This is a genomic window from Fodinicurvata sp. EGI_FJ10296 (genome assembly GCF_040712075.1).
In the GTDB taxonomy this organism is placed as follows: Bacteria; Pseudomonadota; Alphaproteobacteria; order DSM-16000; family Inquilinaceae; genus JBFCVL01.
The window spans coordinates 421820-440633 of record NZ_JBFCVL010000002.1 but is presented as its reverse complement, the minus strand read 5'-3'; the positions used below and the strand labels follow the sequence as shown (position 1 = coordinate 440633).

Annotated in this window: 16 protein-coding genes and 1 tRNA gene; 7 read left to right on the top strand and 10 right to left on the bottom strand. The window is 61.7% G+C overall.

Annotation, left to right across the window (positions count from 1 at the left end; all coding sequences use genetic code 11):
- Nucleotides 1–5: 5 nt before the first annotated feature.
- A complete protein-coding gene (locus ABZ728_RS05460) occupies nucleotides 6–2174 on the bottom strand; it encodes a TRAP transporter fused permease subunit (RefSeq protein WP_366654899.1) in 2169 nt (722 codons plus the stop codon).
- A 194-nt stretch (nucleotides 2175–2368) separates the two neighbouring features.
- Nucleotides 2369–3391: a TAXI family TRAP transporter solute-binding subunit gene (locus ABZ728_RS05455; protein ID WP_366654898.1), complete on the bottom strand. Its 1023-nt coding sequence runs from the start codon at nucleotides 3389–3391 to the stop codon at nucleotides 2369–2371.
- A gap of 282 nt (nucleotides 3392–3673) precedes the next feature.
- Here ABZ728_RS05455 and ABZ728_RS05450 point away from each other — a divergent pair, with 282 nt between their 5' ends.
- On the top strand, nucleotides 3674–4138 hold the full coding sequence (locus ABZ728_RS05450) for an ATP-binding protein (protein WP_366654897.1): 465 nt from the start codon (nucleotides 3674–3676) through the stop codon (nucleotides 4136–4138).
- Nucleotides 4139–4168: 30 nt separating this feature from the next.
- On the opposite strand, the gene ABZ728_RS05445 is transcribed toward ABZ728_RS05450, so the two are convergent.
- The 3 genes from ABZ728_RS05445 to ABZ728_RS05435 all read right to left on the bottom strand — a co-directional run bounded on the left by ABZ728_RS05445 (nucleotide 4169) and on the right by ABZ728_RS05435 (nucleotide 8970).
- A complete protein-coding gene (locus ABZ728_RS05445) occupies nucleotides 4169–4855 on the bottom strand; it encodes a class I SAM-dependent methyltransferase (RefSeq protein WP_366654896.1) in 687 nt (228 codons plus the stop codon).
- Nucleotides 4856–4886: 31 nt separating this feature from the next.
- On the bottom strand, nucleotides 4887–6938 hold the full coding sequence (locus ABZ728_RS05440; RefSeq protein WP_366654894.1) for a PAS domain S-box protein: 2052 nt from the start codon (nucleotides 6936–6938) through the stop codon (nucleotides 4887–4889).
- Between the two features lie 127 nt (nucleotides 6939–7065).
- Nucleotides 7066–8970: an ABC transporter ATP-binding protein gene (locus ABZ728_RS05435; protein WP_366654892.1), complete on the bottom strand. Its 1905-nt coding sequence runs from the start codon at nucleotides 8968–8970 to the stop codon at nucleotides 7066–7068.
- A 297-nt stretch (nucleotides 8971–9267) separates the two neighbouring features.
- Here ABZ728_RS05435 and grxD point away from each other — a divergent pair, with 297 nt between their 5' ends.
- From grxD to ABZ728_RS05415, 4 genes are all read left to right on the top strand, one after another.
- Entirely contained in the window at nucleotides 9268–9642 is a 375-nt protein-coding gene (gene grxD, locus ABZ728_RS05430; RefSeq protein WP_366654891.1) for a Grx4 family monothiol glutaredoxin, read from the top strand.
- A 140-nt stretch (nucleotides 9643–9782) separates the two neighbouring features.
- Nucleotides 9783–10109, top strand: a complete 327-nt coding sequence (locus tag ABZ728_RS05425; protein WP_366654890.1) for a 2Fe-2S iron-sulfur cluster-binding protein — start codon at nucleotides 9783–9785, stop codon at nucleotides 10107–10109.
- 129 nt (nucleotides 10110–10238) lie between these two features.
- On the top strand, nucleotides 10239–11471 hold the full coding sequence (locus ABZ728_RS05420) for a dienelactone hydrolase family protein (RefSeq protein ID WP_366654889.1): 1233 nt from the start codon (nucleotides 10239–10241) through the stop codon (nucleotides 11469–11471).
- Between the two features lie 86 nt (nucleotides 11472–11557).
- Nucleotides 11558–11632 (top strand) — tRNA-Val (locus ABZ728_RS05415).
- Between the two features lie 45 nt (nucleotides 11633–11677).
- On the opposite strand, the gene ABZ728_RS05410 is transcribed toward ABZ728_RS05415, so the two are convergent.
- Nucleotides 11678–13138 (bottom strand): RsmB/NOP family class I SAM-dependent RNA methyltransferase, encoded by a 1461-nt coding sequence (locus ABZ728_RS05410; protein ID WP_366654887.1) that lies wholly within the window; start codon nucleotides 13136–13138, stop codon nucleotides 11678–11680.
- Between the two features lie 402 nt (nucleotides 13139–13540).
- Between ABZ728_RS05410 and ABZ728_RS05405 the strand changes: the two genes are divergently transcribed.
- The gene (locus tag ABZ728_RS05405) at nucleotides 13541–13678 is read left to right on the top strand and encodes a hypothetical protein (protein WP_366654886.1); all 138 of its coding nucleotides are present in this window, start codon (nucleotides 13541–13543) and stop codon (nucleotides 13676–13678) included.
- An 88-nt stretch (nucleotides 13679–13766) separates the two neighbouring features.
- Here ABZ728_RS05405 and ABZ728_RS05400 read toward each other — a convergent pair whose 3' ends face one another.
- Nucleotides 13767–15428, bottom strand: a complete 1662-nt coding sequence (locus ABZ728_RS05400) for a FumA C-terminus/TtdB family hydratase beta subunit (RefSeq protein WP_366654884.1) — start codon at nucleotides 15426–15428, stop codon at nucleotides 13767–13769.
- 142 nt (nucleotides 15429–15570) lie between these two features.
- Between ABZ728_RS05400 and ABZ728_RS05395 the strand changes: the two genes are divergently transcribed.
- Nucleotides 15571–16704, top strand: coding sequence for a CaiB/BaiF CoA-transferase family protein (locus ABZ728_RS05395; RefSeq protein ID WP_366654883.1), 1134 nt, complete (start codon nucleotides 15571–15573; stop codon nucleotides 16702–16704).
- 24 nt (nucleotides 16705–16728) lie between these two features.
- Here ABZ728_RS05395 and ABZ728_RS05390 read toward each other — a convergent pair whose 3' ends face one another.
- The 3 genes from ABZ728_RS05390 to ABZ728_RS05380 form a co-directional block, all read right to left on the bottom strand.
- Nucleotides 16729–17226 carry a GNAT family N-acetyltransferase gene (locus tag ABZ728_RS05390; protein WP_366654882.1) on the bottom strand — a complete coding sequence of 166 codons (498 nt, stop codon included), beginning with the start codon at nucleotides 17224–17226 and terminating at the stop codon, nucleotides 16729–16731.
- Nucleotides 17227–17329: 103 nt separating this feature from the next.
- The gene (locus ABZ728_RS05385; protein WP_366654881.1) at nucleotides 17330–17803 is read right to left on the bottom strand and encodes a PAS domain-containing protein; all 474 of its coding nucleotides are present in this window, start codon (nucleotides 17801–17803) and stop codon (nucleotides 17330–17332) included.
- A gap of 380 nt (nucleotides 17804–18183) precedes the next feature.
- Nucleotides 18184–18447 carry a hypothetical protein gene (locus ABZ728_RS05380; RefSeq protein WP_366654879.1) on the bottom strand — a complete coding sequence of 88 codons (264 nt, stop codon included), beginning with the start codon at nucleotides 18445–18447 and terminating at the stop codon, nucleotides 18184–18186.
- Between the last annotated feature and the right edge of the window lie 367 nt (nucleotides 18448–18814).

Sequence of the window (18814 nt, the reverse complement as noted above, 5' to 3'; positions counted from 1 at the left end):
CGGCGTCAGAACGCGGTCAGCGCGTCCTTGCCTTCGGCCTCCAGTTCCGCTGTCTCGCGGTTCCAGAGGATGCGGCTGTATATGAAGATGGCAATGAACACGGCAGCGGCGACGCTCTTGATCGACCATGCCAGCGGAGCGATCAGACAGCCGCCGACGACCAGCAAAACGGGTCGCAGGAACCAGTTGACCGGCCCCTCCAGGTACCCGGCGATGGCGCCGCTCAGGGCATAGATCCCGATCAGGCCCCAGAAAAAGATCACCAGGGCGACGGGTATGTCGCCGGCCAGGAACGGCGTAAAAGCAAACAGGATCGGGATGAAGTAGAGGCCCTTGGCGATCTTCCAGGATGTCACGCCGGTTGCCATGGCCGGCGTCTTTGCGATCGCTGCCGCTGCAAAGGCGGTGATGCACACCGGCGGCGTGACGTTGCTGTCCTGCGACAACCAATAGATGATCATATGGGCCGATAACAGGGCGGTCGTCAGCATGGCCGGATCGAGGCTGGATTGCCGCACCTGGCTGAGCATTTCCGCCGGAATCTCGGCCACCAGAGCCGCAGCCTGATCGTAGGGCATGGGCTGCCCCAGCGCGTCGGCCAGATCGGGCCGCACGAGCATGGCGACGGATTGCGCCTGCTGGCTGATCGTGCCATCCGCAAAGGCGGCGATCAGGTCGCCGTGGGTGATCATTTCGAAAAGCGCCGGTGCCGAAAGGGTCGCAAGCACGATATAGGCCGCGGTCACCGGCAACCCCATGCCGAGGATCAGCGACGCCAGTGCCACCAGGATGATCGCGATCAGAAGGTTGCCGCCGGACCAGGCGCTGATCATCAGCGAAAACGTGCTGCCGATGCTCGTGGTCCCGATCATGTTGACCACGATGCCGATACCGATCAACAGTACCGCCGTTGCCGTCGCATTGCGGGCGCCGGTGGAAAGGGCTTCGACGATCGCTCTTGGCCCCATGCGATGATTCGGTGAAATCCACGATGCGGCGATAACGGCCAGGATCGAATAGCCGGCGGCATAGGTCGGCGTAAACCCCTGAACAAGAAGCGTGATCAGAACGGTGATCGGGATTACGGTATGGCCGCCCTGTCTCATGACCAGGGCCAGGGACGGTGCGTCCAGGTCGGCGCCGGTGATCCTGAGGCGCATGGCTTCGATGCGGACCCAGAACGCGACGGACATGAAGTAGAGGATGGCCGGCAGAAGCGCGACACCGATGATGTAGAGGTAGCTGATCTGGGTATAGCTGGCCATGATGAAGACGCCTGCGCCCATGATCGGCGGCATGAGCTGTCCCCCGGTCGACGCCGCCGTCTCGATGCCGGCCGCTGTCTTCGGGCGGAATCCTGCACGTTTCATCATCGGGATGGTGATGGTGCCGGTCGAAACGACGTTGGCCGTTGCCGATCCCGTGATCGAGCCCATCAGCGACGATCCCAGAACGGCAACGAATCCGGGACCGCCGATCAGGCGGCCTGTCGCGCATCGGGAAAGATTGATCATGAAGTCGCCGCCACCCGATCGCAGCAGAAAGGCACCGAACAGGATGAACATGAAGACATAGCTATAGGAAATCCGGGCAATCTGGCCGAACATTCCATCCGATCCGAAATAGGATCGATAGAAGATGATTTCGGCAGAAAGACCGGGGAACTGGAAGACGCCGGGCATATAGATGCCAAGACCGGCGGTATAGCCCATCGCCAGCATAATCAGGATCGGGATCGTCCATCCGGTCGTTCGGCGCACGAATTCCAGAACGAGAAGAACCGCCAGAACCGAGAAGATCCAGTCGGTCGCAATGAAGGTGATGCCGCGATCGTAAAGCGCTTCCTCCATCAACATCAGATAGGCAGCGGTGCTGAGCGCCAGAACGCCCAGAATGATGTCGATCCCGAGCGTCAGATTGCGGGCCGATGGCGACGTCGCCCGGCGCACAGGGTAGAGAAGGGCGCAGAGAAAGCCGAGTGTGCCGAAATGCAGGGCTGCGAACCACAGGTCGGACATGGTTCCCAGTGTGTTCAGGTAGATGTGGAGTATCGAGATCGCGGCCCCGAGCCACATTGCCAGGGTATGGGCAAAGGTCCCCGGCGGGCGCATTCCATCGGCCTCGGGATCCGGCGGGTCCGATGGCGGCAGGTCAGTCTGGTCGGTGGCGGTCACGATCGGCGTCTCTTCCCATGAAGAACCGGGCCCGGACGGAAACGGGAATCCGCCCGGCATCCGGCCGGAAACCATTGCGGAACCAATTTGATTCCCCGAACAACCAAGACAAACGGCACCCCGTTCCGTGCAGGATCGGGATGCCGCTCTGTCTGCTCAATGTGGTCTCATCATCGAGCCGGCGTGTTGACGCGTTATGGCCTCAGATTGTCGGGAATCTCCAGGCCCTGCTCCTCGTAGTAGCGCAGAGCACCGGGATGAAGCGGAGCTGGCAGTCCGCCGATCGCCGTTTCGAGGCTCATCGTGCCGGTTGCCGGATGGATGCCGCGCAGGAAGTCGAGGTTCTCGTACATGGCCTTGGTCAGCTCGTATACGTCTTCCTCGGCGACGTCGTTGCGGACGGCAAGAAAATTCGGCTGCGCGATGGTGGTGATATCGCGGTCGAGATTGGGATAGGTCCCGGCCTCGATGACGAATTCCGTCCACAGCGAGTATGGCCCGTTCGCCTGTTCGCGCTGTTCTTCGGTGAATTCCAGGATCGTGATATCGTTGCCCAGGTTGGCGAATGCTTCCGTCACGCCCGCGACCGGAGGGCCGCCCGGGATGTTCATGCCTTCGATGTTGCGGTTCTGCATGGATTCCGCACTTGGCCCATAACCCTGATAGACGACCTCGAAATGGTTATCGACGTCATAGCCCAGGTTGCCCAGGATGGTGCGGCCGGAGCCTTCGGTGCCGGAATCCCTGGCGCCGATCGAAAACGCCTCGCCTTCCAGGTTGTCCAGATCGGGAATCGTGCCGGTTTCCGCATGGTCGCTATAGACGACGAAATGCTCCACATTCGGCCACAGCATGGAAATCGACCGCATATAATCCTGCGGTTCCTCGAATTGCTCCTCGCCGCCCACGGCCCAGGCACCGAAAATGCCCTGAACGATCGCGAACTGGATCTCGTTGTCGCGCATCAGCCGGACGTTTTCGCCCGAACCGGCGGTGCTGATCGCGTTGAGCGAGAAGCCGTGCGTCGGTCTGAGTTGCACCTGACTGAGCGTTCCGACCGCCACGCCGACGGGATAATAGGTGCCCCCGGTCGTCGCGGTGCCGAGGATATAGAGCCGGTCGTCCTGCGCGTGCGCCACCGAAACGGTCAGCGCCAAGCCCGCAGCCGTCGCTGCCAGCAAACCCTTCATACGCGTGTCCCCCGAGAATTTTGCCATCTGTTCGTATTCCGATCGTTTTTGCTCCGAACCCGCCTGGTTGCGCGGTGGTCGAAGGTGTCGGTACATGTTCGGCCGGGCATCGATCGCCTATGCGGCCATTCAATCCAAAAAGGCTATCCTCGTGTGTGCCGAGCGGTCAACATTGGATTCAATGCCGACATTTTCCGAGCCGCGTGGCAGTCATGAAACCAACGGACTTGTTTTCCTGTCGCCGGACGACGATTTAATCCCGCATGTGTCTTGGCGGTACGCGCTGAGCACGGGCCCAGAGGACAGGCCATGGACAGGATCGTAACGGTTTTTCGAATGGTGAGCCGATTGTCGCGGCTGGGCGGTCTGGCCGAGCGGGTCAACGTCTCGGCGGCCGTCGCCGGTGCGACCGCCGATGAGGCGGAGACGGTCGAGCGGGCCGTGGTCGAGGCTGTCGCCAACGCCATCAAGCACGGCTATGATGGCCAGTCGAACATGCCGATGAAGATCGTCGTCGCCTGCACGCCGGCCGGGCTCATGATCGATGTCTTCGACAGCGGGCCGCCGATTCCGCCCGCCGTCATCGCGTCCATGCGCGGTTGCCGCAATTGGGACCCGTCCGATCCGGCACCCGAGGTCGGCGCAGGCCTGCCGACGATCGGCGCCTGTATGGATGGCGTGGCGTACAACCGGCGGCTCGGCGTCAACCGGCTGCGGATGACGAAGAATCTCGGCTGCGCGGCTCCGGAGGCGCAGAAGCGCGGCGCCGCCTGAGGCGGCCCGCGTCCTGTTCGGCCGGCCCCATCAGGCCACCTGGAAGAGATCGACCTTCATTGGCTGATCAAACGCGACCCTGCCGTCGGACGGCGTGCCGAGGGTCGTGAAGCGCCGCTCCAATTCATCCTGCATCGACCTGACTACGGCCAGCCGATCGGGATCGACCCGGGCCATCTCGGCGGCAAAGTCTTCGACGCTGTCGAATTTCTGCACGATCCGGTAGTGCACGGTGGTGCGCGGGGTCAGGCCCATATCCCCGGCTTTGGCGAGATGTTCCTGCGCGGCTGCCCTGATCTCCGTTTCGTCGTCCACCGGACGCATCAGTTCGAAATAGGGTCCCTTGGCCAGCGGTTCCTGAACATAGAGATAGCCACCGGGCTTCAAGACCCGCGCTGCTTCGCCAAGTGCCCGCGTCATGTCGGCAACGGGAACGTGATGGAGCGCGTTGGCGTAAATGATCGCATCGGCGCAATGGTCGGGCAGCGGAAGGTCCTGGCCGGTGCCGTAAAGATAGCGTTCGTTGCTGATCGGTGTTTCCTGCCGGGCCGCGTCAAGCGCCGCTTGACCGCATTCGATACCCGTTACCTCCGCGCCTTCGCGGGCCAGCCGGCGGACCAGCCCGCCGTTGCCGCAGCCGACATCGATGATTGTGCGGCCCTGCAGGTCCAGAAGTTCGGTGAGGACATCGATATTTTTGCGCACCGGTAGCGACATATTGAAATTTTCCCATAGGCCCGGATTGCCATCAGTCGTCCGATGGCGCTGCCGGGACGTTTCCGAGTGAGATAAGACGGTCGCAAGGTAGCCGAATTATCGCTCGGGTGCCAACCTGCGGCTCGCTGGCGATTTCCAGCGAACCGCCATGCTGTTCGCACAGGCGTTGCGCCAGCGACAGGCCGAGTCCGGTTCCCTCGAACCGCCGGTTGCGATCGCCGTGGACCTGAGTAAAGGGCTGCATCGCCCGCCCGATTTCCTCCGGTGTCATGCCGACCCCCGTGTCGGAAATTTCAATCAGCATTTCGCCGCTTGTTGTATCCAGCATTGCCGAGGTCTTTACCAGGCCGTCCTTGCCGGTGAATTTCACGGCATTCGATAAAAGGTTAAGCAGTATCTGCTTTATTCTGACAGGATCGGCCCGAAGATAGGGCAGACTGGCTGCTATGTCGCGGTCGAGATGGACGCCGCTCGCGACGGCCCGCTCCCTGACCAGCGCCAGACATTTTCCGACGGTCTCACCGATATCGATGACATGCTCGGCCAGTTCGAATTTGCCGACCTCGATCTTTGAAAGGTCGAGAATGCTGTTGATGATTTCCAGAAGATGCCGCCCGGAATCGAGAATGTCGGCGACATAATCCTTCTGCCTGTCGGACAGGGAGCCGAACATCTCCTGGTCTAGCACTTCGGAAAATCCGATGATGGCGTTCAGTGGCGTTCGCAGCTCGTGGCTCATATTGGCCAGAAACTCGGTCTTCGAACGATTGGCGGCCTGGGCCGAATACCGTTCCTGGCGAAGTTGACGCTCGTAAGAGATCCTGTCCTCAAGCGTTCTCACGATCAACTGGATCAGGGGCCGACCTTCGACCGTTACCGATGTCGCCCGCAAGGCGGCCGGAACGAGAGAACCGTCCGGACGCCTGAGGGCGAATTCGTCGTCTATGGTCGCCGACTCAGCGGCAGCGGTGCTGAGAAGCCGATCGAGCCGCGCAAGGTCGGAATCGGCGAACAGAGCCCGATAATCGTGATTCACCAGCGTTTCCAGTGCGCGACAGGTAACCACGGTCGCCTGGCGATTTGCCTCGATCACGGTCCCGGATTCGAGATCGAGAATGACGATGGCGTCTCTGGCTGCCTCGAACAGGGCATAGTGCCGGGCGACCGTTGCGCCCAGCGCCTTTTCGGCCTCCTTGCGGTCCGAAATGTCGATCGTCAGGCCATGATGCCCCCGGCGGATGCCGGTAATCGGATCGAATACCGGGATCATGACAACGCGGACCCAGACCTCGCCACCGTCCTTTCGCTGGAATTTGTGCTCAAGATCCATCGGCATTTCGAGTTTATGCGGAAAGCTCGTGAAGCCTGCGTTTATCCGCAGCACTTCGTCGCGTGGCATGAACTCTGCCGGGGTGTGGCCGTACATTTCCTGTGGTTCATAGCCCAGAATACGCGTGACCCCCTCACTGATGAAGCCGATACGGCCGTCACGATCGGTTTTCCACGAGAAGGCGGCATAGGCGGCCGACAAGGCACGCAGACTGCGCTGCAGCGACCAGGTCTCGTCGCCGGTTTCCGTCGGAACCGTCGTCAGCACAGTGTCGTCGGTTTGCTGCACCACATCGAGTTCATCGGTGATCCGGGTATCGATCCTGAGCGCGACGGCGCTGAAGCCGCCGCCAGCATTCATTGGCGTCAGGGTTGCCCAGGGACGCGCAGTCCATGGTACCTCGTCTGTGCCATAGTTCAGCGGAAAAGGTCGAACGAGCGGCGTGCGCATGTCGATGGCGCGCTGTATCGAGTCCGCAAGGGCATGGCGGGCGGCGTCGCATATGTGTTTTGCGGCGTCGAGCGGGCACGGCATGGCAACGGTTTCCGGCAAGCCCACGATCGCGCCGAAGTCCCTGGACCCCATCAGCACCGTGACTGCCGACCCGGCGCTGATCGGATCCGAGCTGCCGACGATGCCCAGTATGGCAACGAAGTCGCCGCGCTCGCTGGATCCGTGGCCGGTTTCGTCGTCACGCGCTCCCTCGTCCCGGTAAGGGCCGGGAACGCTGGTTGCCATATGGGAATCGCGCATCGTCGAAACCTGTAATTCACGGTCGGTCCGGCCCGTAAGGCGCCTGAATACTATTGCGATAGAGGAGATTAGTTAGGGAACGATTAATCGTAGGATGCAGGCGCCAGGAGTGGGCCGGATGGCCGGACTATATGGCCTGATCGTACCTGATGAACCCTCCGGACTGGCGCTTCCACAATCGGCTGTATATTCCCCGCCGGTCGACGAGATCGGTATGCGTGCCTTCCTCGACGATTCGTCCCTGGTCCAGAACGACCAGACGGTTCATGGCGGCGATGGTGGAAAGACGGTGGGCAATGGCGATGACCGTTTTGCCCTCCATCAACTGATCGAGCTGTTCCTGGATGGCGGCTTCGACCTCGGAATCCAGTGCCGATGTCGCTTCGTCGAGGATCAGGATCGGAGCATCCTTGAGGATGACGCGGGCGATGGCGATACGCTGGCGCTGCCCCCCGGAGAGCTTGATGCCGCGCTCGCCGACATGGGCGTCGTAACCTGTCCGGCCGTGGGGATCGACCAGGTCGGGGATGAAGGTGTCTGCCTTGGCGTGGCGCGCGGCTGCGGCAATGTCGGCGTCCGAGGCGTCGGGCCGGCCATAACGGATATTGTCGCGGATCGACCGGTGCATCAGCGATGTGTCCTGGGAGACCATCGCGATATTCGCCCTAAGGCTGTCCTGGGTCACCGACGCAATATCCTGACCATCGATGGTTATCCGGCCGCCTTCCAGATCGTGAAACCGGAGCAGGATGTTGACGAGCGTCGATTTGCCGGCGCCGGAAGGACCGACCAGGCCGATTTTCTCGCCGGGCGCCACTGTCAGGCTGACGTCGTCGATGACGCCGCTGCCGCCTTCGCCGACGGTTCCCCCCGAAGCCGAACCCGAATCCGGGTCGGCGCCATAGTTGAACCGGACGTTCTCGAAGCGTATTTCACCTTTGGTGACCTGCAGCGGACGGGCTCCGGGGGTGTCCATGACGACGTTCGGGCGGGAGACGGTGTCGACGCCGTTCTGAACCGTGCCGATGTTCTCGAAAAGCGACGTAATCGTCCGCAATACCCAGCCGGACATCTGGGTCAGGCGGATGATGAGACCGTTGGCGGTGGCGATCGCGCCGACACTGATGGCGCCCGCCTGCCACATGGTGATCGATTGAACGGCGATCGCCAGGATCAACAGGCTGTTCAGAACCGTAAGGGTGACGGTCATGGTCAGGATCGATCGCATCAACTGGCGAAACGTAGACGTGTGCCGGTCGATGCCGACGCGGGCAAACTGGTCTTCGCGTTCTCCGTGGGCGAACAGCTTGACCGACTGGATGTTCGAATAGCTGTCCACGATCCGGCCGGACAGCGACGAGTTTGCCTCGGAAACGGCGGCCGACCGCGCCCGAACCGGCGGTACCATGGTCATGATGACCACGGCATATCCGACCATCCACAGCGCCACGGGGATCAGAAGTCGCCAGTCCAGCCCGACAAGCAGGGCAATGGTGCCGATAAGATAGATCGCCAGAAACCATACACCGTCGATCACGTTGACCACGGCTTCGCGCAGGGCCGGCCCCGTCTGCATCACCTTTTGCGCGATGCGGCCGGCAAAGTCGTTCTGAAAGAAGTTCAGGCTCTGGCGCACGACATAGCGATGGTTTTCCCAGCGCACCCGGTTCGTCAGGCCCGGCACGATCGCCAGATTAATAAGTCCGCGCGATGCCAGCGTGGAAATCGGCCGTATGATCAAAGCGACCACCGCCATTCCAACGAGCGCCCATCCGTGCACTTCAAAGAACAACGCCGGATCGGTGTTGGCCATCCAGTCGACCAGCAGTCCGAGAAAGGCATAGAGAGCCAGTTCCGACACGGCAGCAATGCCGGCAATGACGAGCGTGACGGCGATCAGCCCCTTGAGCGGGTGCAGATAGGCAAGGAAAAATGCTGCCGTCCGGTCGGGCGGTCGGCTGGGTGTGCCGGAAGTCGAGCCAGGCCGGATTGGGTCCAGGAGTCGCTCGAAGAACGCATAAATCGAATCCATGGATGAAACGGGCCTTATCGGTTGCGGTGCGGGGCAGGTCCTGCTCACCCGCCAGGGCGTCTTCCCCGGGCAATCATGGTAGCAACCGTAGTGATGTCAGGTCGCTGTGCCGCGCGAAGACCGGAGCGGCCGGTGGGGGGTGCGTGAATATCTGCCCCCATCGACGGCCTCCGGAAGATGTGCAGCAAGATAGCCGCACCGAATGCCCTTTACAAGGCGAGGCACCGTACCTAGCTTTCGTTCAAACCAAAGGGGCGGCGCGCGCCTCAGCACCCTTTACCCGAAAGGCGAACAGACATGACGGAAAACGCTGTTCATCAATCCATTGCCCGGGAAGTATCCGGCAATGATGTCGTGCTCTTCATGAAGGGTACTCCGGATTTCCCGCAATGCGGCTTTTCCGCAACGGCCGTGGCGGCCCTGGGCAATCTTCAGGTTCCGTTCGCTGCCGTAAACGTTCTCGAAAGCGACGAGATTCGTCAGGGCATCAAGGAGTTCTCTTCATGGCCCACCATTCCCCAGCTCTACGTAAAGGGTGAGTTCGTCGGCGGCTGCGACATCATCAAGGAGATGTACTTCTCCGGCGAATTGCAGACCCTGATGAAGAGCAAGGACATCAACGTTCTGGAAGGCCCGCCGCCCGGCACCGGGAGCTCGGACTCCCAGGCCTGAACTGACCGACCCGGATAACACTGTCCCGGCGATTACCGGTCGGCGGCAGGCATGAGAGACGCCTGTGCCGCCACCGGGCAAACGCAAAAATCCATGATGTAACCAGACGTCCGACGTAGCAAGGCGGGGGATTTCGAACCGTGTCCACTGATTATCACATCAATGTGATCGACCACGAAGGCATCGCGCACAAGGTGCCGGCGCGCCCTGGCATGCCCGTCATGCGGCTGATCGCCGATGCCGGTCTGCTGATTCGGGCGGAATGCGGCGGCTGTTGTTCCTGTGCAACCTGCCATGTGCATGTCGACGATCAATGGTTCAGCGTGGTCGGAGAGCCCAGCGCGGAAGAGGAGAACACCCTCGACTCCGCCATGGATATCGGGGACACATCGCGTCTCTCATGCCAGATGTCGTTCGTTCCCGAGTGGGACGGATTGACTGTCACCCTGACGCAGGACACGCTTTAGGTACGGCCCCCGGCGCACCCGCTATCAAGGCCGCCCCCACGATTTAATGCCCCTGAATGGCCATCAGCTAAGCACATTGCTATGATGGTTTGAACCGTCTGGAACAGCGGCAGGGCAGGGGCTGTGCGTATGGAAATTCGTTCAGCGAAAAAACCCTGGGGGGAGCAATTGCGCACTGTTTGCGGCAGTCTCACGGTTTGTTTCGCGGTTCTGGTGGCCGGCACCGGTCTGGCCCGGGGTGAAGACGCGGGAAGCTATCAGACGGCTGCGGTCGATGACGCGAACAGCGTCTTGAGCAGTGACGACTGGCCCGTCCGCAGCGTTACCGGCTCGGCAATTGACATATCCTGGCCGGTCGTTGAAACGCTGGACCCCAGCTATGGCGAGCCGGTCACGTTTCCCACCCGCAACCCGTTCACACTGACGCACTGGTTGCTCGGCATTGAAATCGGCGAACCGCATGTGGCACAGGCCCGCCTGTTCGTCCCTGAATCGGCGACAGCGGAGGCGCCGGTACCGGCCGTCGTCCTGATGCACGGGGCCGGCGGCGTTCTTCCGGCGCGGGAGATTGCCTATGCCCGGCAACTTATGGCGTCGGGCATCGCTGCCATCGTGGTCGACAGCTTCGGTTCCCGAAGCGAGTTCACCGGGAATCTTTACGCTGCACGCATCTTCAGAACGACCGAGATGATGATGGTGGCCGACGCCTATGCGGCTCTCGATTATTTGTCGGTTGTCGAAGGCGTTGACGAGTCGCGCGTCGCGCTCATGGGCTTTTCCTATGGCGGGATCACGTCGATGATCGCGGCTCAGGCCCAGGTGGCCGAGGTCGCAATGGCGGATGAGGATCGGCGGTTCGTGGCCCATATCGCCTATTACGGACCATGCATTGCCCGGTTCGCCGACCGCCGCACGACAGGAGCCCCGGTACTTTTCCTGATGGGTGGAAGGGATGCGCTGGTCGATCCCGAACGCTGCGAGGATGTGGCCGAGGATCTTCGTGCCGGTGGCTCGCCGGTCAGGACCGTGTTCTATGAAGATGCCTATCACCAGTGGGACGGTGCGCTGGTTGGCCCACGGCGGATCGGCTACAACATAGCGCCCTGCGACATGCGCATCGGTCCCGATGGGGTCGTCTGGGACGGGCGGACCGGCCTGCCCATGACGGGACCGATCACGCGTCTGGCGATCCTGATGTCCTGCACGACGACCGAAGGTTTCCTCGTCGGCCGGGATGACGAGGTTCGGCATCAGTCGAACGCCGAAGTGGCCCGGGTGCTGGAATCCGTTTTCAACCACCCCGGCCGCGATCCCTGGTCCGACCATGCCGGAAGTGTCGTGACCGAGACCCCGATCCGGTGAACCCCCGATTCGGTGAACGAAGCGCTTGACACCGTGGCGCCTGAAGCCCTAATAACCCGGCCATCTTGACAGTCTGCGAGACGGTCGGGCGCGTAGCTCAGCGGGAGAGCACTCGCTTCACACGCGAGGGGTCACTGGTTCAATCCCAGTCGCGCCCACCATTCTTCAAGTTGGTTATCCCCAAATTGATTCCTCCCAGGCGATTGTCACGAGTGCGTGCCGGAATTTCGGCGTGCCTTGTGCGACGACCAGATCCGGGGAAACTGGCTTTCCACGAGCGGTGCGCCGTCACGGGCGAGAAAGCCGACACCCAAGCCAAACCCTTCATATCGCAGGATAACCATCCGGCTTTTGCGCGATTTCGGCATCTGCCCGTTGTCGAGTTCGATCGTTCGACGGGCGTGGAAGGCGTCACGTTGATCGGCCGTCAGGTCGATTACGTTGCCGCTTGCGAACGGCGCAAGGGCCATGGCGGCCGCTGTGGTCATCTTCGGCGCCGTCCCGCGGGCTCGCGCCAGCGGCAAACCGTATGTCGCCGGGACCGGGTGCGAGGGCGCCTGAAGATCGCGGGCGACCATCACGATTGCCTCGCCCTTGGCGACGAGCACACGGCCGTCGAACGCGGCATCGGGAAGCCCGAATATGTCCTGATAGGCCGCGCGCAGTGCGCCGTGATCTTCGTCGCGGAAAGCCCGGTGCCGGTGGCGTTCGGGCATCTGACCGGGGGGCTCTCCGAGGACATCGATCGCCGCGGCGAAGAAGCCGCCGGTCCCGGCGATATGCGGCCAAAGCCTGACCGACCTTGCCAGTTCCGGCGCAAGCGGCCGTCCGCCGGAGGATAAGCCGGTTGTGCCGGTGAGGCCGGGCGAGGTGCGCAGCCCCGGCAATCTGACATCCGCCAGTCGTGCCCGATCGCCGACGTCGTTCAGGACAGCGGCAACGACGCCCTCGTTCTCGTCGGGGCAAAAGGTGCAGGTGGAATAGACGACCCTCCCGCCGGGCCGGCACAGATCGATCGCCCGGCGCAGCAGTGCCTTTTGCTGACCCATGACCCAGCGGCGGTATCCGGGGTCGACCACGCGGTCGGGATCGCGGCTGACCTTCGACGAGCCTTCCGACGTACAGGGAGCGTCGACCAGGACGCGGTCGAACGCTCCGGCGGGCAACGGAAAGGTGGCACCGTCGTGCACGACTGACACAATGCGGTCGAGTCCGAGGCGAAGCGCGGTGTCACGCACGACGCCGAGCCTGTGGGCGTCGCGGTCGTTGGCGACGGTCGTCCCCGTCGGCCCCACCGCCAACGCGATTTGCGCCGTCTTGTTGCCCGGCGCCGCGCAGAGATCGAGCACCCGTTCACCGGGCTGCGGTTGCAGCAGGGCCACGGGCATCATCGAGGCTTCTTCCTGACCCTGATAGAGCCCGGCCCGATAGGCCCAATGACGACCGGGCGAACCGACCTTTGGAAGCCTGATGCCCGATGGCATCCAGCCGAGGGGTTCGGCGCGCCAGCCATCGGACTGGAATCGCTCGATCAGCGACGGCGGGCCAATGCGGGCAGTGTTGACATGAACCGTCGGTGGCCTGGAAGCGTTCAGTGCATCGTTCAGTGCCTCGATATCCGCGACGATCGAACGATACGGCTCTAGGCCGGGGCGGAGATGGCGCATGGTGGTCGTCTATCCCTGGTTCAAGACTCGGTCCGTGATATGGGCCGCCGGCGCCGGTCACTGCATTGACAACGGTCATAGCGGGTGCGGTTCGACGCGCAAAGAGCCCTGGCCTGCCGACACCGAAAAAATTTGTGGAACCGAAGCTGGATCAGCGTTGTCAATACCGGGACAGGTAAAGTGAAGGGAGAGAGATCCATAGCATTTGATGGAATTGAGTGCAGCGCATCCATGAAAGCGGCTGTAATTAGGTTTTTCTAATGCGGCTACATCTGGGTTGCGCTTCGATATTGATCGAATGCTTCAAATTATCAGGGATTGCCATCAATAGCAGTCCTGGATCGTGGATCTGCTTTGCCGTCGTGTGAAGAGATATACAGTCAGAAGGAAAGGATGGTTCCCATGGCTAAGATGATCACGAAGACCCGGACCCTTTTTGCGGTCTTGTTGGCAGTTTCGAGCATGGCCTTTGTGACGGCCTGCGACGAAGTGGATGACACTGGTGGTGGTCAGCCTCCGCCGGAGCAGCCGATGCAATAATCGGCTCAGCACTTGCACCCAGCACTTGCAGGGGAGCGCTCCGCCGGTTTGGCCGGCGGGGCGTTTTCCGTTCGTAGCGCCGTTTGGCCTATCGGTCGAAAAAGCTGTTGCCCTTGTCGTCGACCACGATAAAGGCATCGAAATTCTCGACCTCGATCTTCCAGACGGCTTCCATGCCGAATTCCTCGAAATCCAGTGCCTCGACCGAGGTAATGCAGTCCTGTGCCAGCCGGGCCGCCACGCCGCCGATCGTGCCCAGATAGAACCCGCCATGCTCGCGGCATGACGCTGTTACTGCCGGATCGCGGTTGCCTTTCGCCAGCATGACCAGCGATGCGCCGACAGCCTGAAAGGCGGGGACATAGCTGTCCATTCTTGCCGCAGTTGTCGGGCCGAACGATCCGGATGCCATGCCCTCCGGCGTCTTGGCCGGGCCGGCATAATAGATCGGATGGTTCTTCATATAATCCGGCAACGGCTCCCCCTTCGACAGCCGCTCTTCCAGATAGGCATGAACCAGATCGCGGGCGACGATCATGGGTCCCGTCAGCGAAAGGCGCGTTCCCACGGGGTGGCGGGTGAGCGTTGCGCGAATGACGTCCATCGGCTGGTTCAGATCGACCGGGACGGCGGTCGATTCCTGGGCGGCGATGTCTGGCAGCAACCTTTCCGGCGACCGTTCCAGCGCCTCCAGGAAAACGCCATCCTCATCGATATACGCTTTGGCCTGCCGATCGGCCGAACAGGAAACACCGAGTCCGATCGGCAGCGAGCCGTTGTGGCGCGGCAGACGGACGACGCGGACGTCGTGGCAGAAATACTTGCCCCCGAACTGAGCGCCGATGCCGAAGTCGCGCGTGATATGGAGAATTTTTTCTTCCAGCCCCTTGTCGCGAAACGCCCTGCCTTCGGGCGAGCCGGTTTCGGGCAGGGCATCCAGTTCCTTGCAACTGGCCAGCTTGACGGTTTTCAGCGTCTGTTCCGCCGACAGGCCCCCGATCACGATCGACAGGTGATAGGGCGGGCAGGCGGCGGTCCCCAGCGCACGGATCTTTTCTTCAAGGAACGCCAGCAGCCGGTCTTCGCGCAGCACGCCCTTGTTCTGTTGAAAGAGGAACGTCTTGTTCGCCGATCCGCCGCCCTTGGCGATGAACAGCAGCTTGTAGCGGTCGCCGGCCCCGGCCGCGATGTCGATCTGGGCGGGAAGATTGGTGCCGGTGTTGCGCTCCTCGTCCATGCTGAGCGGGGCGAGCTGGCTGAACCGCAGATTGCGCGTGCGAAAGACCTCGGCGATACCGGCCGACAGCGCCGCCGCATCGGTTCCGCCGGTCAGCACGCACTCGCCCTTCGTGCCAGTGACGATCGCGGTACCGGTATCCTGACACATCGGCAATTTTCCGGCGGCGGCGATCACGGCGTTGCGAAACATCTCGCGGGCGACGGTGCGGTCGTTGTCCGACGCTTCGGGGTCCTCCAGTATGGCGGCCAGCGATTTCAGGTGCGCCGGGCGATACAGGTGCGAAATGTCGGTAAAGGCCTCTCGTGCCAGCCGCGTCAGCACGGCGGGCGATACCTCCAGGAAGCGCCGATCGCCCAGCTGGCGCAACTCGACCGTTTCACCTTCTTCCAGCGAAAGCCGCCGATAGACGGTGTCGTCGGGGCCGGGCTGGAAGATGGGGCTATAGTCAACCGGTCCCGGTTCTGTCTCCCGATGGGTCCCGGACGTCGTGTGCGCCGTGTCAGTCGTCATCGCATCCAGCCTGTATATCTCATTTGCCGATATCGAGGGTCGCGCATCGCGGCCGTTCCTATTAGAAACATAAGGTACAATAGGGCTCTCGGCCACCAACTCCGAGGGATCGCGCACTCACGTATCGGGAAACACCGCCATAATGTCGAAGGATCTGGAAGGGCTGCTGGTCGTATCGCTCGAACAAGCCGTCGCGGCGCCTTATGCGTCCTGCAAACTGGCTGATGCCGGGGCGCGCGTCATCAAGCTGGAACGGGCGGAAGGCGATTTCGCGCGGGGCTACGACAAATATGTCAACGGCCTCAGTGCCTATTTCGTCTGGTTGAATCGGGGCAAGGAGTCCGTCTGCATCGATATCAAGAATGCCGAGGACAGCGCCTTTCTGCATAACCTGATCGCGAAGGCCGACATTTTTATACAGAATCTGGCCCCGGGCGCGGCCCAGCGTGCCGGTTTCGGCAGCGACGAGCTAAGGGCACGCTTCCCGCGCCTGATTTCGTGCGATATCAGCGGCTATGGGCTGGAGGGGCCGTATCGCGACATGAAGGCCTATGATTTCCTGGTGCAGGGAGAATCCGGCCTCGCGATGGTGACCGGCACGCCGGAAAGCGGCGCCCGCGTCGGCGTTTCGGTTTGCGATATCGCCGCGGGCATGTACTCCTATCAGGCCATCCTGGAGGCTTTGTTCGCCCGCGAGCGGACCGGCAAGGGCCGCGGTATTCAGGTTTCCCTGTTCCATGCCCTGGCCGACTGGATGAACGTGCCGTTCCTTCAGTACCTTTATGGCCAGCACACGCCCGCGCGCAGCGGCCTGAACCATCCAACGATCGCGCCCTATGGCGCCTATCGCTGCAGGGGCGGCGAGGAAATTCTGATCTCGATCCAGAACGCCCGCGAGTGGAAGAAGCTGTGCGAAGAAATTCTGGAGCGACCTGATATGGTTGATGATCCGGCTTTTGCCACGACACCCGACCGCGTGGCCAACCGGCCGCAACTCGACACTATCATCAACGGCGTCTTCGGAACGATGGACCGCGACGAACTCGCCGACCGTCTGTTCAAGACCGGTATTGCCTTCGGGCGGCTGAGCAGTCTGGAGGATCTGGTTCACCATCCCCAGGCCCGGCACGTGCGCATCGCCACTTCGGCCGGTGAAATCAAGGTGCTCGCTCCGCCGGCGGTGATAGATGAACCCCGTGAAGATTACGGCGCCGTTCCGGAACTGGGGGCCGACACCGACAGGGTGAAGGCGGAATTCACGACCGGCCGGTCCTGATCGTCTGCGAACCGGCGGCGGAGGTCAGGGAGCCGGACGCCCGTTATCCGCCGCCGATGTCAGCGCCGAGCCACTGTCATCGAGAACGAGTGAAACGAGCGCCAGCGGCCGGTCCTGATCGTCCGTCGGTCGCCGCCCCGTCGCCCGAAACCCCAGAGAACGATAGAAGGCGAGCGCCCGTTCGTTGCGTTCGTAGACCTCGAGCGACAAACGACCCTTGCGCCGGATCGCGTCCTCGATGAGGCGTCGGCCGATACCCTTGCGGAAACGAGCCGGATCGACGAACAGTCCGCCGATGAAATCGTCGAGCAGTGCGATGAACCCGGCAACTGTGCCGTCCACGACCGCAACTCGCGTCTGTGCCATCGGCATATACACATCCCGAACCTTGCGTTCGTCGGCATCCAGGTCCCGGGTCGTCAGAAACGGGTGACCGTCTTCGGATGCGGCGCGCCAGATGGCCATGCAGCCTGGGAGATCAGTGGCGGCATTATAGGGCTGGATATCCATCTCGACCGTCATCGGTGGAAACAATCTTCGTCGTATTGCGGGACTGCCGGTATATCAAACTCCCGGGACGGTTCAAGCGCGTAGCAGAGGATCGGGCCTGCCGACGGCAGCCCGGCTATAGCTGCGGTTCGGAAGTCGACGAAACATAGGCTCCGACCAGCACTATGCGCGTGGCTCCGTCGTCGTCGGAGCGCATCGGCAGTAGAAGCCTGTCGAAGCTGATCGGTTTTCCGTGCCATGCGGGCTGTCGATGGCGGATCAGGACGGGCTGCGGGTCGCCGTGGACAGTGCGATAGGACTCGGCGATTTCGTCCGCAAGCGCGTTCCTCAGACTTTCGCGGTATCGCCGACCGGTAAGCTCGTCACCGATCGCCGCCGTCAATTCGCTTCCAAAGATACGATAGTGGAAATCGAACGGGTCACCCGCAACGTCGACAACGTTCAGATAGCCGAGCCATTGTTGCAGTTCGAGCACATCGAAATCGCGCCACGAGGGCAGCGTCCCGTCAACGCATTTGCCGTGCCAGAGAGTGTAAAGATCCCTCAAGCCGGGCAGGGCCTGAAGCCGGCGCTCGAGTTCGGTGCCCACGAAGGGTCCGGTGGATGTATCCCGATCGGGTGCGTTGCTATGTGGAAGGCCGGTATCGGAAAACTGCATCTGCCTGATCTTTCGGCTGGAAAAACATAAATATAACTACCATTTAACATAAATGTCGCCGATATTGTCAGTATATAATAAACGGTCGATTTAATTGTAGCATCACTGTATTAACGATGGCTTATAATGACTTGGTGCGGGTGTATATTTTTGTCAATGATTTACAACTTTAAGTAGACAAGATTGCAATATTTCTGCAAAATATACAAAATCCTTCACCATCCTCGATCGCGGGCTCTGATTAGGCACAGTCATTGAATCAGCCGAACGGTTCAGCCAGGAACCGTGCCAGTTCGCGGAGCGCACCGCGATTACCGCCGGCCGCCGGCAAGTTTGCCGGCCGCCGGGTGGCGGCGCAGGCGCCACTTGGCGACGATGCCGATGGCCGGGCTGATCGCGAGCGGCGCGAAGCCATACCGCCAGCCTACGGCCTCGACGGCACGCGCGATCAGATGAATGGTGACGAGCGTCAGCAGGAAGCCGGCAAAGGTCTGGATCGTCAGCATGGTGGCGACGAGCGGAAGCTCGGCCAGTTCGATTTTGCTGGCCGAGAATTGCGGTGAATCAGCAACCACGGCCGCGCCCCAGACCAGGCACAGAAAGTATAACACGCTGCTTTTTTGGATCCGGGGCCCGCTGTCTACGCTCTCCCGGCGCGTGTGGTCCCCGGATGTCGCTTCGCTCCTCCGGGGATGAGGTAGAGAGGCGGCGCAAGAATGAAATCCCTGCCCCGGATCGTGCTTCGCCTATCCGAAAGGTGAGAAGGGGCGGTGTCGATTATCGACCGGTCAGAAGCTTCCTGACCGTCGAGAGCAGGGTATCGTTCGGAACCGGCTTTGGCAGGAACTCGATATTCCTTAGATGGACCGGAACGATATGATTGGGGTAGCCCACTCAGAAAGGCAAACGGGATGCTGGCGGCGGCAAGGCGGTCGGCGACGG

Bases quoted from the DNA above. Each gene is read 5' to 3' on its own strand.
- ABZ728_RS05455 (WP_366654898.1), bottom strand. From the start codon at position 3,391: ATGGCAAAATTCTCGGGGGACACGCGTATGAAGGGTTTGCTGGCAGCG.
- ABZ728_RS05450 (WP_366654897.1), top strand. From the start codon at position 3,674: ATGGACAGGATCGTAACGGTTTTTCGAATGGTGAGCCGATTGTCGCGG.
- ABZ728_RS05445 (WP_366654896.1), bottom strand. From the start codon at position 4,855: ATGTCGCTACCGGTGCGCAAAAATATCGATGTCCTCACCGAACTTCTG.
- ABZ728_RS05440 (WP_366654894.1), bottom strand. From the start codon at position 6,938: ATGCGCGATTCCCATATGGCAACCAGCGTTCCCGGCCCTTACCGGGAC.
- ABZ728_RS05435 (WP_366654892.1), bottom strand. From the start codon at position 8,970: ATGGATTCGATTTATGCGTTCTTCGAGCGACTCCTGGACCCAATCCGG.
- grxD (WP_366654891.1), top strand. From the start codon at position 9,268: ATGACGGAAAACGCTGTTCATCAATCCATTGCCCGGGAAGTATCCGGC.
- ABZ728_RS05420 (WP_366654889.1), top strand. From the start codon at position 10,239: ATGGAAATTCGTTCAGCGAAAAAACCCTGGGGGGAGCAATTGCGCACT.
- ABZ728_RS05410 (WP_366654887.1), bottom strand. From the start codon at position 13,138: ATGCGCCATCTCCGCCCCGGCCTAGAGCCGTATCGTTCGATCGTCGCG.
- ABZ728_RS05405 (WP_366654886.1), top strand. From the start codon at position 13,541: ATGGCTAAGATGATCACGAAGACCCGGACCCTTTTTGCGGTCTTGTTG.
- ABZ728_RS05400 (WP_366654884.1), bottom strand. From the start codon at position 15,428: ATGACGACTGACACGGCGCACACGACGTCCGGGACCCATCGGGAGACA.
- ABZ728_RS05395 (WP_366654883.1), top strand. From the start codon at position 15,571: ATGTCGAAGGATCTGGAAGGGCTGCTGGTCGTATCGCTCGAACAAGCC.
- ABZ728_RS05390 (WP_366654882.1), bottom strand. From the start codon at position 17,226: ATGACGGTCGAGATGGATATCCAGCCCTATAATGCCGCCACTGATCTC.